We start from the raw sequence: 14,210 nt of genomic DNA, 5'->3' as shown, positions 1-14,210 counted from the left end.
ATAGGTTACATATATCACACATTTTCAAGGTTCTCTCTGCGCTTTTCGGCTATTCCTTTGTAAAAGGTAGGAGTAAGGCCGGTAATCTTCTTGAACTGATTGGATAAATGAGCTACGCTGCTGTAGTGCATCCGTGAGGCTATTTCCGTTAGGGAGAGTTCATCATACAGCAGCAGTTCCTTTACTTTTTCTATCTTATTAAGGATGATAAATTGCCGGATTGTAATGCCTTTCACTTCCGAGAATACATTGGCCAGGTAGGTGTAATCGTAGTCTAATTTTTTGCTGACATATTCTGAGTAGTTTTCCTTCGGTTCCTCATCGATGTAGTGAATCATTTCAATTATCACGTTCTTGATGCTTTCTACCAATATACTCCGCTTATCGTCCAGTAGCTCAAGGCCCGATTTCTCCAGGTTAATTTTCAGTTGCTCGTGCTGTTCTGATGTAATGTCCTCCAGAATCTCAATCACCCCCAGGTCAACCACCACGTACCAAATACCCAATTTTTTCAGCTCTTCCTTCACCATCATTTTGCAGCGCTGGCTTACCATGTACTTTACGTAAAGTTTCATAGACCTTGAAATTGATGCTTCTTTTTGTAAATCATTTTATTGATGGGTTTCATGGTAAGTAATCCCTCTTCTATTGCGATTATTAATGACAACAGTTTAAATGCAGGACGGCTTCAACATGGTTTGCTACAAGAGCGAAGTTTCGATAATGTACAACCGAAGTGAGATTGAGCGGCCTGACGTTTATTTATTGTTGTGTGGTATGTTCCTTTATCCTGTCATATAGCAAGTGCCTCTCTTTTTCTGAAATTTGGCTGGAGATCTCATGGAATCTTTCAATGCCACTTTTATAATTTTTATAATCTTCATTTTTGATTGCATTTTTGATTTTATTCAGGTTAATCACAAGATTCTTTTTGTGCGATGTCTCTAGCGCTGAAGCATAGTCAATAAATCTACTAATGTTTTTAAGCTGAATAGAATCAGCGCTAATTAATTTAATCTCATTTTTCATTAAGCCATCACACATACAGTCGCGAAATAAGCTACTGCCTTCACAGTTGGCTGTTGAATAGATGTAAGTTCCATCGCATGTTGCATTACATGTTACAAACAGGGAAGAACAGGTACTTGTTGCAGAACCTCCTTTTTGAAAGGCTAAGGCTATCAGAGTCACTATTACTACAAATGAAACTGTAACTGACATAAGGATTGTCTCTTTCATTTTGCTTTCGTTTTTGTATTTTCACTATCACAAGGTTAACAAACAGATTCCCCCATGTTGCAATTTAAAGTTCTCCGCTGACAAGGCCGTATAAAGGCAATTTTGTATCCCAATCCTTTTCACCAGGCCGGGCGTGCTTTCTGGCCAACTATGGGTTTCCTGGCACCACAGGCATCAAAACCAGGATTGCGCCCGTCCTTCTTGTGCATGAAATTTTAAAAATCGCCCTTGCAAAGAGCTGTAAGTCACAGTTTGTTCAATTGCCCGATTCAGTTTTTGACATCCTTGTGGCAAGTTTACCACCCATCCATGCCATTGGTATATATGCCAGAATCAGGTCGGTAATCACAAACCAGGTGGGAGCTGGCAACATAATACTGGCAAGAACTCCTCCCATAAAAAATAACAACCCTATCCCTAAAGCAAACCGCATCTTGTACTTTATTGCAATTAAACCAGCAACGGTCGCTCCAATCAATGTTCCTAAAGCATGTGCTAAAAAGGGAAAAACAAAATATTTGAAGTCCAGACCCGGCATAACGGACGCTAAGGCTTCCATGTCATTAGGATCAATGCCCCCTATCGGAAAAATGAGGTGTCCAAGTTCTATTAAGCCCAGGTTGACACAACTGCCGACAATCCATCCTGCAATTACGGCTAAGATGTTTCTTAATAATGGATTCATAATATCTTGTATATTTGGTTAGCGAATCAAAGTTAGTCTTTTTTGGTTTCAGTGGTTATTTACTCGTTTTTAATCTTATCTCCTTTTATTGGCGAATAGTCTTTCTTTAATTCTCCGTTCACATATATTTCGTCAAAATAACATTTCATCCCAGTAGCTTTATTCATGTCTTCAACATTTTGAATGTGAAAATGCAAATGTGCTTCTGATGAATTGCCGGAATTTCCACAAAGACCTAAAAGCTCTCCTTGTTTCACTTTTTGTCCTTGTTCTACTGCAACAGAATTCTGCTTAAAATGAGCAAAGAACAAATACTCATTATTATTGGTTTTTAGAATTACTGTATTTCCAGGAACATAAATTGGATTCAGGTCCCCGGGCTTATTGTCTTTTATCCCATCAACAACTAATACTACTTCTGCATCACAAGGTGCAAACAGCTCTTTACCAAACGCATAATAATCTTGGTTAGTTTTTCCGTCCGTTTTGTATGATTTTCCTCCTTCGTCTGTTATAATAAAATCAAAAGCGTTTTTTTGGGCCTCGTTTTCTACATGATAATTCAGTTCTTTTGAGTCACCACCCCAAAAGACAGTCCATTCTCCTTCAAATGGCAAAACCAGTTCAGTTTTATTCCTATCAGGTTTTGGCAGGTTACTTTCTTTGAAAGGCTTAACAAGCAGGCCGTTAATTCTGGCATTTTTATCCACCGAGATATTTACAGTAAAAAGAGCACGTTCAAAATTTGTCTTGTAAGAGGCGTATGTACCATTTTCGTATTTTATAAATTCTCGCTTTTTTATTTTTCCCGCTTGGCTCTTGAGTCCTTTTAAAAAGTCGATTGTTTGTTCAATCGGTAGTGCCGTTCTCATTTCCGCAGAGAAAAGATCGAAAATCTTTTGATATTCTCCTGAATTATAAAACTCTTCAAATTGCGCTGAAACCTTTTGGGAAACCTCTTTTTCAGTCTGCCCGAAGCTTAAAAATGGAATGATAATTAACAATAATAGGCTTAAATATTTCATTTTGGTTGTTTTTGTAAAAATTATGACAACGTCCGGGTTTAGAGTAACTAGGGTTCTTAGGTGCTGATGGCGGATCGTTGTTTGTTTATTGTAAATTCAATTGCCAGGAAACACCAAATTGGTCTATAACCCATCCGAAATTTTGGCTGAAGCCATAGTTGTCTAATGGCATTGCTACCGCTCCGTTTTCTGATAGTTTGGAAAAAAGCCTTTTGATTTCTGCTTCATTCGTACATTCAACGTAATTTGAAACAGCAGGCGTGAAATCCCAGTCGTGTACGGGCGGGCTATCACTACACATAAATATCTGCCCATTCAACTCAAAAGTAGCTTGCATAATTGAACCTTCTTTCCCAGGTCCGTCTTTACCCCAACGTTGGATGTTAATAATTTTGGAATTGTCAAATAAACTTACGTAAAAGTTCATTGCCTGTTCGGCATCACCTTTTTGAAATGTCAGGGATGTTATGATCTGTGGCTTGCTGTCGGGATTATTTTCGTTATCAGATAAATTGCTTTTATCTGTTTTTAAAACCGAGCAACTTACTGTAATTATGCTCAAAAGGAATAGATGTACGGTTGATTTCATTTTAATCATGTTTTATTGTATTAGCGAAATACACTTTAGGTGCATTTTAGTTCTCATTGAGATTCAATCGTATGCCGGTCATTATGAGAGACCCGCAAAATCCTCCATTGCATTTCCTTTAAAAACCTCATTGGTAATTGTGTCCGTTTGGGGTCGTACTTTTTTATGATACCGTTGAAACGTATCCCATTCTATTTTACAATACTCTCCGCGTAAGGTTGCAAAGACCATTTTTTCTGTATCAAGGCTTTCCCAATGCCCCACCATTCCTTCACTGGTCCATTGTCTTTCTTCCTGAAATATTCGCATCAGCCATCCAGGGCAGGCTTCGCCCCGCTGGGCCACGGATTCTGAAAATGAGATTTGCCAGGTTCCCATAAAATTATTACCTGGCGAATATAATAAATTTCTGCTATTAAAACAGGATGTTGAAGAGGCGGGTATATTCAAAAGATTTGAATTATAATTTACTTTAGTTAGTTTTTATTAAGACTTTTTAAGAAGGGGGTGATGCAACGGCTTTGTCAGTATAAATGTCTCCTCAATATAACAAACACAAAAATTAAAAATTATGAAAAAGATTACAACTGCTATTTTGACTGTTAGTGTCATCATTGCGATGGCTTTTGCCGCCTGCTCCAAGGAAGAAACTCCGGTTCCCGTCAAGGATCCTACTGTTAACGATCCGGATACTACAACGAACGGCCCGGACACTTTGATGCTTTTTGCAGACCAGACCTGGGTGATTCAAAAGGTTTATGATGACGGAGTTGAAGATCCTGATCATCCACTGATCTCGGCTTATTATACTATAAACCGGGACAAAACCTATTCCTTTACCTATCCCGGATTTCCATCAGTTAGTGGCACATGGGAATTTGATGCAGCAGGGAAATTCAGAGTAAACTTTATGACACAGAGCTCTGGATTTACCTGGAATATGGTGAGTATTGACTCAGAGAAACTTATTGCCGAAGAACCACAGGATAACGGGACTATACGGAAATTCGAGTTTAGTCATTAAAACTGGAATGTAAATCCTGTCCTTTTACAGGGCGGGGTTTCAACTCGTATTTCAATTTATGGAATGCTTTAGGGTTCTATCAGTCGTCTGAACAATGATTGTATTACTTCTGGCTTCAATCCAATAAAACCGTTGAAGCGATTTCATGTGTAGTGATTCCAATTCACAGCCCACGCTTTAAACCCTGGGCTGTGTTGGTTTATAGAGTGATAATTTGATTTTACGACAAAATCATTAATGTTTTTCACTCATTGATTAGAATTTATGTTTCCTGGTATAGCGTTGCTTAAATACCCATCCCCCATCATAATCTATATGCGCTGCGGATAGCAGTGCTTCTAACTATCATTTTACGCAGATCGTAATATCTTTTCCATCTTTTTACCTTTCGCTAATTCGTCAACCACCTTGTCCAAATACCTTACTTGTTGAGTTAACGGATTTTCGATTTCTTCAACACGATAGCCACAAATTACGCCTTTAATAAGGTGGGCATTGGGGTTTAAATTTGCTTTCTGAAAGAATGTTTCAAATGTGGCTTTTTCATTAATGAGTTCCTGCAGTTTATTTTCATCAAAACCGGTAAGCCACTCTATCACCTGATGCAACTCTTCTTTCGTTCTGCCTTTTCTCTGAACTTTTGTGATATAGTGCGGATATACCGATGCAAATGTCATTTTTGCCATACGCTCATCGTGTGCCGGTGTTGTTTTCATACCTAATGTTTTAAAGTTTATACCGCAAGTTATTAAAAACTTTTAATCTGCCATTGCTTGCCCGTATAGAGAGCAACTGATCAATTTTGGCGATTCAGTCTGCATGATGCTTAAATCACGTTGTATCCAATGGTCCTTCATTTATTAATATACTTTCCGCTCTTGTCCTCAAATCATCAATGTCATTCTTTTCTTTTATTGTTTCCTTCCCTGCTCTTAAAATCATTTCGGCATGCCTGATTACTGCTTTATTATAATTTTCTTTTCTTGTAAAGCCATGAATGGTAATCATGGCTTCCATCAACCTTATAATTACAGCAGGACTTCCTCCGGAAAACTGCCTAATTTGATTAAAAGCCGCGTCCAAAGCACCCTCAAAATCCAAGGTGTCAGCAATTATCCTGAGATTGTCATTTTCATCAAAACGATATTTAGAAGGAAATTTAGCTTGTACTAAATAGGACATGGTAGCAGTAAGATTATCAATACATGCAATGGCCGTGTATGGATCATTAACTCCGGGAGATAGGGCTCGCACGGCTATTTCGACCATTTGGTGGATTGAGAATTCAAGGTCTTGCTGGGAGGTCTTGGTTCGCCCGATTACAAATTGATCGGTAATTTTTACCAACTCATTTTCGGTCCAATTGCCATTAGTGACGAGAAATCCTATTTCCATATCTTCCACCAGGTGCGCTCCAGGCCGGTAATGCAACTGAATCAGTGCGTCATGCTTAGTTATGATTTCTAACAGAGCATCGATATCTACATACTGAAAGTAGCCACTTTTAGGTGATTTTATAGCAATCCTGTTTTGATAACCTGAGATAATAGCAGAGGGATCAATGCTTTCGTTATTTTCTTTTTCATCCTCCATCTTTTCAGGAAACAACGTTTTTACTTGTTTAGAGATAAACTCTGAAATTTCAGCTACAACTTTATCCGCTTGAATGCTGACGGCAATTTGGTGAATAAATACTATTAATAATATAATATTTGTTATGGCGGCTATTATTGCCACAAGGATGGATATGGAAGGAATGAAATTATAATTGTCTCCTTCTTTTATTGCATTTAAAACGAGCAGGCAATAAAGGTAGGTAGAAATGTATGAACCTAACACTACCTGATTCAGCCGGACATACATGAAGTTTTTGATGAGCCGCGGGCCAAATTGCGAAGAAGCAAGCGTCAGGGCTACCAGCGTGATAGAAAAAACAGTTCCTGCCACACCCATCATTGCACCGGAAATCGTAGTTAAAATACTACGGGCGGAATCCGAACTGCTTACAAAAAAGAAACGACCTAAACCTTCTTGTGAAAAATTGAGGAGGCCATCTATATACACCAGCACAACTGACAGCAAAATTGCAAGGATGATTATGATAACAGGAATAAACCAAAAAGTTGCTTTTAATTCACTCCATTTAAACAATAGTTTTTTCATTTTCTAAATCATGGGTTTGTGCTTAATATGATTCTAAGATGTTTCAGCAAACTTTACTGAACCGGAACAAATATACTTAAACCTATTTACCCTCTATAAGTTCTATGTAACCTCAGACAACTTAGTGAATCGTTATTTGATTTAAATTTCAGGTTATTTAATCGTACCTGACGAGCTATGAACAATAGCGATATTGGAATTTGTTTAGCATTCAATCTAATTCTATTTTATCCCCAACTTTCCCATTTGTCCATGTATCTATGAAATCAAGATTGAGAGAAATCAATAAAACGTTTGCTTTGTTTTCTCTTAATCCTTCGTTTACGGCCTCCATCATTTCAATTGAATGTTCAGGTAAATATTTTGCCCACGTGTAGACTACAGTATAATCATACCCGATTTCATTGTGCAATGCGGATTTATTTATATTAGAGACCCGCGCAAATAAAGAATCAAGACTTGAAACTCCCGGATTTGTTCCGTCAGGTATTTGAAATTCTACTATGCCCAGATCTTTTAGCTTATTTCTCGCTGTAATTTGGCATCCTTCGCCTCTATTACTGATAATTGGAACACCATCCTTGTCAAACACTACGATCCCCGTTGGCGCGCGTTTAGCGATAGCGTAACGCGTGCTAAGGTATTAGAAAATTTATTTTAGACTATATTCTGCGAGTTCCCAGCGCATTCCGTCTACATATTCAATGGTAAGGATGCCAACATTCTTTTTAATGATCAACTGCCTGTAGCCCCCCCCGATATTGATCGAATCGGCTCTTGAATAATTATTTAAATGTACCGAAATAACATCAGCATGATTAAAGTCTCCCGCTTTCAAAGAAACATTATTGGTATCCGTAATATCCACCCACCAAGAACTATTTCCTGCTTTGCTCAGCATAATAGTATCCCCTGAGGAATAGGGCCATTTATATAAAAACCCAATATATCCACGTGAAGATTCGGCATCATGCTGCCAGGTCCACTGACCTGCCAAATGGATGCTCGTGAAGACCTCAAACCCCCGGTCAGTTCCCGGCAGGTTGAAGAGATCATTACTATGGACATACGAAATCAGATAGTCCATATAGCAGGGGTTAAATGCCTCATGGTCAGCAAAGGTTTCGTAGCTCATTTTCCTGGACCCGATGGTCATGGTGTCAATGACCAGGGCATTGGTATCAGTTCGTTCATACACCCAATAGCTGCCTTCTGCAAACCAAAACGGGGCAAGAAATTCTGCCGGAGCTTCGGTTACTTTTTCGCAATCGTTCTTTTTTCCGCAATGCGCGAGCAGCAATGCACAAAATAGAACAAGAAAAATTGGCTTTGTAGTCGCTATGATCAATGGTTTGAATATTCTCATCTGCTTTGTTTTGGTAAGGAGCTGTGTAGTGAAGTAACAATGACTTATTTTTAAAACCTACTTTAAACTATAATCTATGAGTTCCCAGCGCATTCCGTCCACATACTCAAAAGCAAGTATGCCAACCTGATCTTTCACAATTATTTGTCTCAGTGCAGTAGCAATGTAAACCGAGTCAGCGCTGGAATAATCTTTAAAGTGCTTATTAATCAGGTAACTTTGAGGAAAACTCCCTGCTTCAACTACCACACTTGTATCCGTCAATTGAATGTAGATGGTGTGTCTGCTGGTGGAAGAATACTTAATTGTGTCTCCTAATGAATGAGGCCACCTGAAAATAAAACCCATTCCTCCACTCCGGCCATCTCCATTGTGTTTCCACGTCCAATTCCCTGAATGATGATGGCCTATAAAAAATTCTCCACCTCGCTCAGTGCCAGGTAGGAATAAGATGCTATTGCTGTGATCGTACCCTATCAGATAATCGATCTCACAGGGATTATAGGTATCTTGGTACACAGAGTTTTTCGCGTCCATTTTCCTGAACCCGATGGTCATGGTGTCAATGACCAGGGCATTGGTATCAGTTCGTTTATACACCCAATAGCTGCCTTCGGCAAACCAAAATGGGGCAAGAAATTCTGCCGGAGCTTCGGTTACTTTTTCGTAATCGTTCTTTTTTCCGCAATGCGCGAGCAGCAATGCACAAAATAGAATAAGAAAAATTGGCTTTGTAGTCGCTACAATCAATGTCTTAAATGTACTCATCTGCTTATTTTGATAAGGAGTTGTGTAATGAAGTAGCCATAATTAATTAAATTAGTTATTAATTTATTTTAGATTATAATCTGCGAGTTCCCAGCGCATTCCATCCACATACTCAAAAGCCAGTATGCCAACCTGATCTTTCACAATTATTTGTTTCAGTGCAGTAGCAATATTAACCGAATCAGCGCTGGAATAATCTTTAAAGTGCTTATTAATCAGGTAGCTTTGGGAGAAACTCCCTGCTTCAACTACCACACTTGTATCCGTCAGTTGAATGTAGATGGTGTGTCTGCTGCTGGAAGAAAACATAATCGTGTCTCTTAATATATGAGGCCACCTGAAAATAAACCCCATTCCTCCACTCCGGCCATCACCACTATGTTTCCATGTCCAGCGACTTGAACTATGATGGCTCGTGAATACTTCATTACCCCAGTCAAGTCCAGGCACGTTAAAAAGGTCATTGCTATGGTCGTACCGTATCAAATAATCCATGTAGCAAGGATTAAAAGCCTCATGGTCAGCAAGCGTTTCATAACTCATTTTCCTGAATCCGATGGTCATGGTGTCAATGACCAGGGCATTGGTATCAGTTCGTTCATACACCCAATAGCTGCCTTCTGGAAACCAAAACGGGGCAAGAAATTCTGCCGGAGCTTCAGTTACTTTTTCGCAATCGTTCTTTTTTCCGCAATGCGAGAGTAGCAATGCACAAAAAAGAATAAGAAAAACTGGCTTTGTAGTCGCTATAATTAAATATTTAAATGCCTTCATCTGCTTTTGTTTTTGGCAGTATAGAATTCATACTCACCCGTTGGCGCGCGTTTAGCGATAGCGTAACGCGTGCCTCTTGCCCTCAACCTACTGTATCAATTCTACTGTCAAAAGTTCGGGGTGGTTGCCATCTTGCCAAACCTTATGGTTCTTTACCCTTTTCATGTTCTTTCCCGCTTTCCTAAAGGCGTTCAACAGCCACTCCTTCCTACTCTCATTGAATTCATGTAGCGTTGATACAATCTCCCTCGAAGTATGCTTTTTGAAATCTCTCATAATCTCAGACAAGGGTTGGTCGGATGTGCAAATAATCATGTGCAAATGGCTTGGCATCAAACACCAGGCATTTATTACCAGTCACTTTTCGCCCTGGCAATATTGAAGTGAATTTAAAATGATGTGCTTTAGCTCCTTCCGCGTGAAGAGGTCAATCCAAAAAACTACCGAGGTTGTGACAAAGTAAATTCCTTCCGGATCGTCAAATTTGTATTTTTCTGACATGGCGTGAAGTTAAGGAACTTTAGGGGTGCAACCGACACCGCACGCGTTACGCTTCGCTAAACGCGCGCTAACGCAGGATGAGGCTAGCAGTAGTATTGTACAAACTGTGAGAAAGAATACTTGACATAATTTCATAATGAGGGTTTTAATTCGTTTTTATCTGAAAGTTGGTATTCATCATCGCACAATGTGATAATCCACCAATGCCCACTCTCCCTGTGGAAGATCATGGTGAGATTCAGGAGAATGCAATTTTAACTTGGTAAATCCAATATTCTTTGTGACCCAAACCTCTTTCTTTGTGATGCCTCGATTGATTTTGATATGAACTGTATTGGTTAATGTTCCGTAAGGCGTGGTTACGGCATTAGAATCTAAAACCTTATTTCCGTCAATGAACTCTTGTCCTATACGGATAGGCCATTGCATAATTACTCCATAACCCAAACCATTATGAACATAGCCGGATGAGTAAACCTTCTCTTCCCCCAAATTAAGGTTAGGCGATGAATCTAAAATTTGCGTTAAACTCGCAGAATCCTTCTTATAAAAAAAAGAATTGCTATGGCGCATATTCACCAGGGTACTTTCAAAGCAGGTAGGGCCATATTTACGGGCATCACAATAAATAGTTCGTACCGTGGCTATCACCCGCACGGTGTCATATACCGTGGCATTGGTATCCATTCGCTGGTATACCCACCAACTGCCTTTCTCAAAGTACCAGTAATCCAGGAATTCCTGTGGCTTAAAGACGGTATCTGTAAAATAGCTGTCATCAATGCAATCATAAATTGACGGGCAGGAGTTGTCATCGCAGCAGTCTACAGGCTCCTTCCGGCAGGATGAGGCTATCAGTAGTATTGTACAAACAGTGAGAAAGAATACTTGACATAATTTCATAATGAGGGTTTTAATTCGTTATTATCTGAAAGTTGGTATTCATCATTGCACAACATGATAATCCACCAATGCCCATTCACTTTCGGGTAGGTCATTCTCCGATTGGGGCGGATAAAATTTCATCCTTGTGAAACCAATATTTCGCGTAATCCAAATTTCCCCACCTGCCGAAGTTGAATAATTAATTTGAATATGAACCGTGTTACTTAATGTACCATAAGGAGTGATCACAACATTAGAATCTAAGACTATATTTCCATGGAAATATTCATCTCCAATCCTTATTGGCCATTGAAAGAATGAACCCACGCCCATGAGAAAACCATTATGAATATATCCATTGGAATGAACAGATTCGTCACTCAAATTAAAATTTGTGGAGCTTCCAAGTATTTGGGAAAGGCTTGCCGAATCCTTTCTAAAGAAAAAGGAATTACTATGGCGCATATTCATCAAGGCACTTTCAGCGCAAACGGGTCCTTGGTTAAAATCACAGTAAATATTCCTTACCGTGGCGATCACCCGAACGGTATCATATACTGTGGCATTAGTATCCATTCGCTGGTATACCCACCAACTGCCTTTTTCAAAGTACCAATAATCTAAGAACTGCTGCGGCTTAAAGATGGTATCGGTGAAATAGCTGTCGTCAAGACAGTCGAATATATGGGGGCAGGAGTCATCATCGCAGCAGTCTACAGGTTCTTTGCGGCACGAGGAGGCCATGATGGCAGCAGTAAAAAAGAAGAAAAGCAGGTATTTCATTACTCAGGGTTTTGGGTTAAAATGCTGTTTGCAATTGCAAGCTATAATACAATAATTAACAAAAAGAAGAATCAAACATTTTTGTAGGATTTTTATTCAGCAATATGATGTCGCAAAAGCTCGTACACCCTTCCGTCATAATATTCCCTGCGGATAACGCCTACATCTTTTGCATAAATTTCTGATTTTATTGGGTTATTTCCCTCTAAATCATTGGGATCACCGTGCAGGGTTGTAACCACATCATGATAATGAACACCCTGAATTTCCATTGATTCCTGCACCGTAAAAATATCAAGCCTGAAAAAGTCATTATCATTTCCGGTGTCTACAGGGGTTGCAAAATAAGGATGGCCGCCTACACCATATTTGTAAATTATCTCTTCATAACTATTTCTTACGATACCATTGTAGTAAGAGTTGTCAAAGCTCAATGGGGAAGGTGCTCCCAACCCGATAATGGTATCTCTTCTTCCTGGCATAATTTCCCGCACTATTTGCATACCCATGGACTCATAGCGCTCAGGTCCTCCTCCTTTTTTTGGATTATGCTTAACGCGTATCTGGCTATTAATTATGTATGAACTGTCCAGCCTGCCACTCCCCAATTCCTTGTATATCCAATAGCTGCCTGCCGGGAAGTAGACATAAGATTTGAACTCTTCAGACAGCGGATTGAAAGGGCCTTCATCGTCCTCAAACAAACCGCAGGAGGAGAGGAGCAGAATGAACATTGTGCAAAAGAAAAGTAGGGTTTTCATGAGGTTATTTTTGATGTTTGAGGATGGAAAGTTAATGAATAATATGATACCGATAAAGTGGTAAGCGTTGCATCCACATCGCGAATCCCCCCTTGCGTGGGGCAGTGGGTTGTTAAGGCAAGCACTATGAATATTTGATGAAAAGAATGATGAACACCCAACCCATCTGAATTGATTAATTGCTATTTATTAAATTACGTTTCAATTATTTTATCTCTCTTCTTTTTAAAATTTAAAATAAATATACACCATAAAAAAACCCGGTACCAACAGGCCCGGGTTTTTTTATTAATTAAATTTAAAACTTAAAAGATTACATCCCCTTGATTACCTCATCGCCAAATTCTGAAGTTTTCAAAAGTGTCGCACCATCCATCAGCCGTTCAAAGTCGTAGGTAACGCGCTTGCTTGCAATGGCATTTCCCACTCCTTTGTAAACCAGATCAGCGGCTTCGTTCCAGCCCATATATTCCAGCATCATGGCTCCGGAGAGGATTACCGAGCCGGGGTTTACTTTGTCCTGATCAGCATATTTGGGAGCAGTGCCGTGCGTGGCTTCAAAAATCGCATGGCCGGTGTTGTAGTTAATGTTGGCTCCGGGCGCAATCCCAATTCCGCCTACCATCGCAGCGAGCGCATCAGAGATATAGTCACCGTTCAGGTTCATGGTGGCAATTACTGAATACTCAGCAGGGCGCAGCAGGATCTGTTGCAGAAACGCATCGGCAATGGAATCCTTCACGATCAGCTTGCCCTCATCTTCCGCCTTTTTCTGAGCAGCGTTTGCGGCATCTGTTCCTTGCTCATCTTTCAGCTTATCATATTGCTGCCAGGTAAATACTTCTTTTCCATATTCGCGCTCGGCCAGCTCGTAGCCCCAGGTTTTAAATGCGCCTTCGGTAAATTTCATGATGTTGCCTTTGTGTACCAAAGTCACTGACGGCAAATTATTTTCAAGGGCAAATTCGATGGCTGCTCTTATCAGGCGCTCGGAGCCTTCTTTTGAAACGGGTTTTATGCCCAGGGAAGAAGTTTCAGGAAAACGAATCTTATTAATACCCAGTTCCTCCTTGAGAAATTTCTTCAGTTTCCTGTTATCCTCCGTACCTGTCATGAACTCAATGCCGGCATAAATATCTTCAGTGTTTTCGCGGAAAATGGTCATGTTTACCTGATCGGGCTGTTTTACCGGTGTGGGCACACCTTCGAACCAGCGCACAGGGCGAAGACAAACGTAGAGGTCAAGTTCCTGGCGAAGTGCCACATTCAGGGAGCGAATGCCGCCACCCACTGGCGTGGTGAGCGGTCCTTTTATTCCCACAAGGTATTCTTTGAACGTATCCAGTGTTTCGTCCGGCAGCCAGCTTCCATTCTTTTTGAAAGATTTTTCACCTGCATATACTTCCTTCCACTGTATTTGGCGATTCTCCCCGTATGCAGCTTTTACAGCCGCATCAATCACGTTTTTCGCGGCTTTCCAAATGTCCGGGCCTGTACCATCTCCTTCGATAAAAGGGATGACGGGAAAATCAGGAACATTAAGACAGTCCTTGTCTTTGGTAATTCTTTCTCCTTTCATGCTCTTTTTATTTTAAATTCTATCAGTTCATTGTTTGAAAAATCGGGCGGCAAAACTAAAAATTCCTG

At 40.0% G+C, this 14,210-nt stretch carries 18 protein-coding genes; 1 reads left to right on the top strand and 17 read right to left on the bottom strand.

Annotated elements, in window-relative coordinates:
* Positions 1 to 14: 14 nt before the first annotated feature.
* The 6 genes from WD077_05140 to WD077_05115 all read right to left on the bottom strand — a co-directional run bounded on the left by WD077_05140 (position 15) and on the right by WD077_05115 (position 3,916).
* Entirely contained in the window at positions 15 to 575 is a 561-nt protein-coding gene (locus WD077_05140) for an AraC family transcriptional regulator (protein MEX0966599.1), read from the bottom strand.
* 187 nt (positions 576 to 762) lie between these two features.
* The gene (locus tag WD077_05135; GenBank protein ID MEX0966598.1) at positions 763 to 1,239 is read right to left on the bottom strand and encodes a hypothetical protein; all 477 of its coding nucleotides are present in this window, start codon (positions 1,237 to 1,239) and stop codon (positions 763 to 765) included.
* Positions 1,240 to 1,495: 256 nt separating this feature from the next.
* Positions 1,496 to 1,924 carry a hypothetical protein gene (locus WD077_05130; protein ID MEX0966597.1) on the bottom strand — a complete coding sequence of 143 codons (429 nt, stop codon included), beginning with the start codon at positions 1,922 to 1,924 and terminating at the stop codon, positions 1,496 to 1,498.
* A gap of 59 nt (positions 1,925 to 1,983) precedes the next feature.
* Positions 1,984 to 2,949, bottom strand: coding sequence for a DUF3887 domain-containing protein (locus WD077_05125; protein ID MEX0966596.1), 966 nt, complete (start codon positions 2,947 to 2,949; stop codon positions 1,984 to 1,986).
* A gap of 85 nt (positions 2,950 to 3,034) precedes the next feature.
* Entirely contained in the window at positions 3,035 to 3,421 is a 387-nt protein-coding gene (locus tag WD077_05120) for a VOC family protein (protein ID MEX0966595.1), read from the bottom strand.
* 198 nt (positions 3,422 to 3,619) lie between these two features.
* Positions 3,620 to 3,916, bottom strand: coding sequence for a hypothetical protein (locus tag WD077_05115; GenBank protein MEX0966594.1), 297 nt, complete (start codon positions 3,914 to 3,916; stop codon positions 3,620 to 3,622).
* 193 nt (positions 3,917 to 4,109) lie between these two features.
* Here WD077_05115 and WD077_05110 point away from each other — a divergent pair, with 193 nt between their 5' ends.
* A complete protein-coding gene (locus WD077_05110) occupies positions 4,110 to 4,562 on the top strand; it encodes a hypothetical protein (GenBank protein MEX0966593.1) in 453 nt (150 codons plus the stop codon).
* Positions 4,563 to 4,912: 350 nt separating this feature from the next.
* On the opposite strand, the gene WD077_05105 is transcribed toward WD077_05110, so the two are convergent.
* From WD077_05105 to icd, 11 genes are all read right to left on the bottom strand, one after another.
* On the bottom strand, positions 4,913 to 5,278 hold the full coding sequence (locus tag WD077_05105) for a DUF2200 domain-containing protein (protein MEX0966592.1): 366 nt from the start codon (positions 5,276 to 5,278) through the stop codon (positions 4,913 to 4,915).
* Positions 5,279 to 5,393: 115 nt separating this feature from the next.
* Complete coding sequence (locus tag WD077_05100) at positions 5,394 to 6,725, bottom strand: DUF2254 domain-containing protein (GenBank protein MEX0966591.1); 1,332 nt, start codon at positions 6,723 to 6,725, stop codon at positions 5,394 to 5,396.
* Positions 6,726 to 6,936: 211 nt separating this feature from the next.
* A complete protein-coding gene (locus tag WD077_05095; protein ID MEX0966590.1) occupies positions 6,937 to 7,317 on the bottom strand; it encodes a hypothetical protein in 381 nt (126 codons plus the stop codon).
* A gap of 60 nt (positions 7,318 to 7,377) precedes the next feature.
* The gene (locus WD077_05090; GenBank protein MEX0966589.1) at positions 7,378 to 8,091 is read right to left on the bottom strand and encodes a hypothetical protein; all 714 of its coding nucleotides are present in this window, start codon (positions 8,089 to 8,091) and stop codon (positions 7,378 to 7,380) included.
* Positions 8,092 to 8,148: 57 nt separating this feature from the next.
* Positions 8,149 to 8,859 (bottom strand): hypothetical protein, encoded by a 711-nt coding sequence (locus WD077_05085; protein MEX0966588.1) that lies wholly within the window; start codon positions 8,857 to 8,859, stop codon positions 8,149 to 8,151.
* A gap of 63 nt (positions 8,860 to 8,922) precedes the next feature.
* Positions 8,923 to 9,633, bottom strand: coding sequence for a hypothetical protein (locus WD077_05080; GenBank protein ID MEX0966587.1), 711 nt, complete (start codon positions 9,631 to 9,633; stop codon positions 8,923 to 8,925).
* Between the two features lie 357 nt (positions 9,634 to 9,990).
* Positions 9,991 to 10,134 carry a hypothetical protein gene (locus WD077_05075; protein ID MEX0966586.1) on the bottom strand — a complete coding sequence of 48 codons (144 nt, stop codon included), beginning with the start codon at positions 10,132 to 10,134 and terminating at the stop codon, positions 9,991 to 9,993.
* A 177-nt stretch (positions 10,135 to 10,311) separates the two neighbouring features.
* Positions 10,312 to 11,037, bottom strand: coding sequence for a hypothetical protein (locus WD077_05070; protein ID MEX0966585.1), 726 nt, complete (start codon positions 11,035 to 11,037; stop codon positions 10,312 to 10,314).
* A gap of 42 nt (positions 11,038 to 11,079) precedes the next feature.
* A complete protein-coding gene (locus WD077_05065; GenBank protein MEX0966584.1) occupies positions 11,080 to 11,802 on the bottom strand; it encodes a hypothetical protein in 723 nt (240 codons plus the stop codon).
* A 92-nt stretch (positions 11,803 to 11,894) separates the two neighbouring features.
* Positions 11,895 to 12,563: a hypothetical protein gene (locus WD077_05060; GenBank protein MEX0966583.1), complete on the bottom strand. Its 669-nt coding sequence runs from the start codon at positions 12,561 to 12,563 to the stop codon at positions 11,895 to 11,897.
* Between the two features lie 313 nt (positions 12,564 to 12,876).
* Entirely contained in the window at positions 12,877 to 14,142 is a 1,266-nt protein-coding gene (gene icd, locus WD077_05055; GenBank protein MEX0966582.1) for an NADP-dependent isocitrate dehydrogenase, read from the bottom strand.
* Between the last annotated feature and the right edge of the window lie 68 nt (positions 14,143 to 14,210).

This window comes from Bacteroidia bacterium (assembly GCA_040880525.1).
Taxonomy (GTDB): domain Bacteria; phylum Bacteroidota; class Bacteroidia; order CAILMK01; family JBBDIG01; genus JBBDIG01.
This window is presented reverse-complemented; position numbering and strand designations above follow the sequence as displayed.

Bases quoted from the DNA above. Each gene is read 5' to 3' on its own strand.
- WD077_05065 (MEX0966584.1), bottom strand. From the start codon at position 11,802: ATGAAATACCTGCTTTTCTTCTTTTTTACTGCTGCCATCATGGCCTCC.
- WD077_05080 (MEX0966587.1), bottom strand. From the start codon at position 9,633: ATGAAGGCATTTAAATATTTAATTATAGCGACTACAAAGCCAGTTTTT.
- WD077_05070 (MEX0966585.1), bottom strand. From the start codon at position 11,037: ATGAAATTATGTCAAGTATTCTTTCTCACTGTTTGTACAATACTACTG.
- icd (MEX0966582.1), bottom strand. From the start codon at position 14,142: ATGAAAGGAGAAAGAATTACCAAAGACAAGGACTGTCTTAATGTTCCT.
- WD077_05130 (MEX0966597.1), bottom strand. From the start codon at position 1,924: ATGAATCCATTATTAAGAAACATCTTAGCCGTAATTGCAGGATGGATT.
- WD077_05105 (MEX0966592.1), bottom strand. From the start codon at position 5,278: ATGAAAACAACACCGGCACACGATGAGCGTATGGCAAAAATGACATTT.
- WD077_05115 (MEX0966594.1), bottom strand. From the start codon at position 3,916: ATGGGAACCTGGCAAATCTCATTTTCAGAATCCGTGGCCCAGCGGGGC.
- WD077_05110 (MEX0966593.1), top strand. From the start codon at position 4,110: ATGAAAAAGATTACAACTGCTATTTTGACTGTTAGTGTCATCATTGCG.
- WD077_05090 (MEX0966589.1), bottom strand. From the start codon at position 8,091: ATGAGAATATTCAAACCATTGATCATAGCGACTACAAAGCCAATTTTT.
- WD077_05140 (MEX0966599.1), bottom strand. From the start codon at position 575: ATGAAACTTTACGTAAAGTACATGGTAAGCCAGCGCTGCAAAATGATG.
- WD077_05100 (MEX0966591.1), bottom strand. From the start codon at position 6,725: ATGAAAAAACTATTGTTTAAATGGAGTGAATTAAAAGCAACTTTTTGG.
- WD077_05085 (MEX0966588.1), bottom strand. From the start codon at position 8,859: ATGAGTACATTTAAGACATTGATTGTAGCGACTACAAAGCCAATTTTT.
- WD077_05125 (MEX0966596.1), bottom strand. From the start codon at position 2,949: ATGAAATATTTAAGCCTATTATTGTTAATTATCATTCCATTTTTAAGC.
- WD077_05060 (MEX0966583.1), bottom strand. From the start codon at position 12,563: ATGAAAACCCTACTTTTCTTTTGCACAATGTTCATTCTGCTCCTCTCC.
- WD077_05075 (MEX0966586.1), bottom strand. From the start codon at position 10,134: ATGTCAGAAAAATACAAATTTGACGATCCGGAAGGAATTTACTTTGTC.
- WD077_05135 (MEX0966598.1), bottom strand. From the start codon at position 1,239: ATGAAAGAGACAATCCTTATGTCAGTTACAGTTTCATTTGTAGTAATA.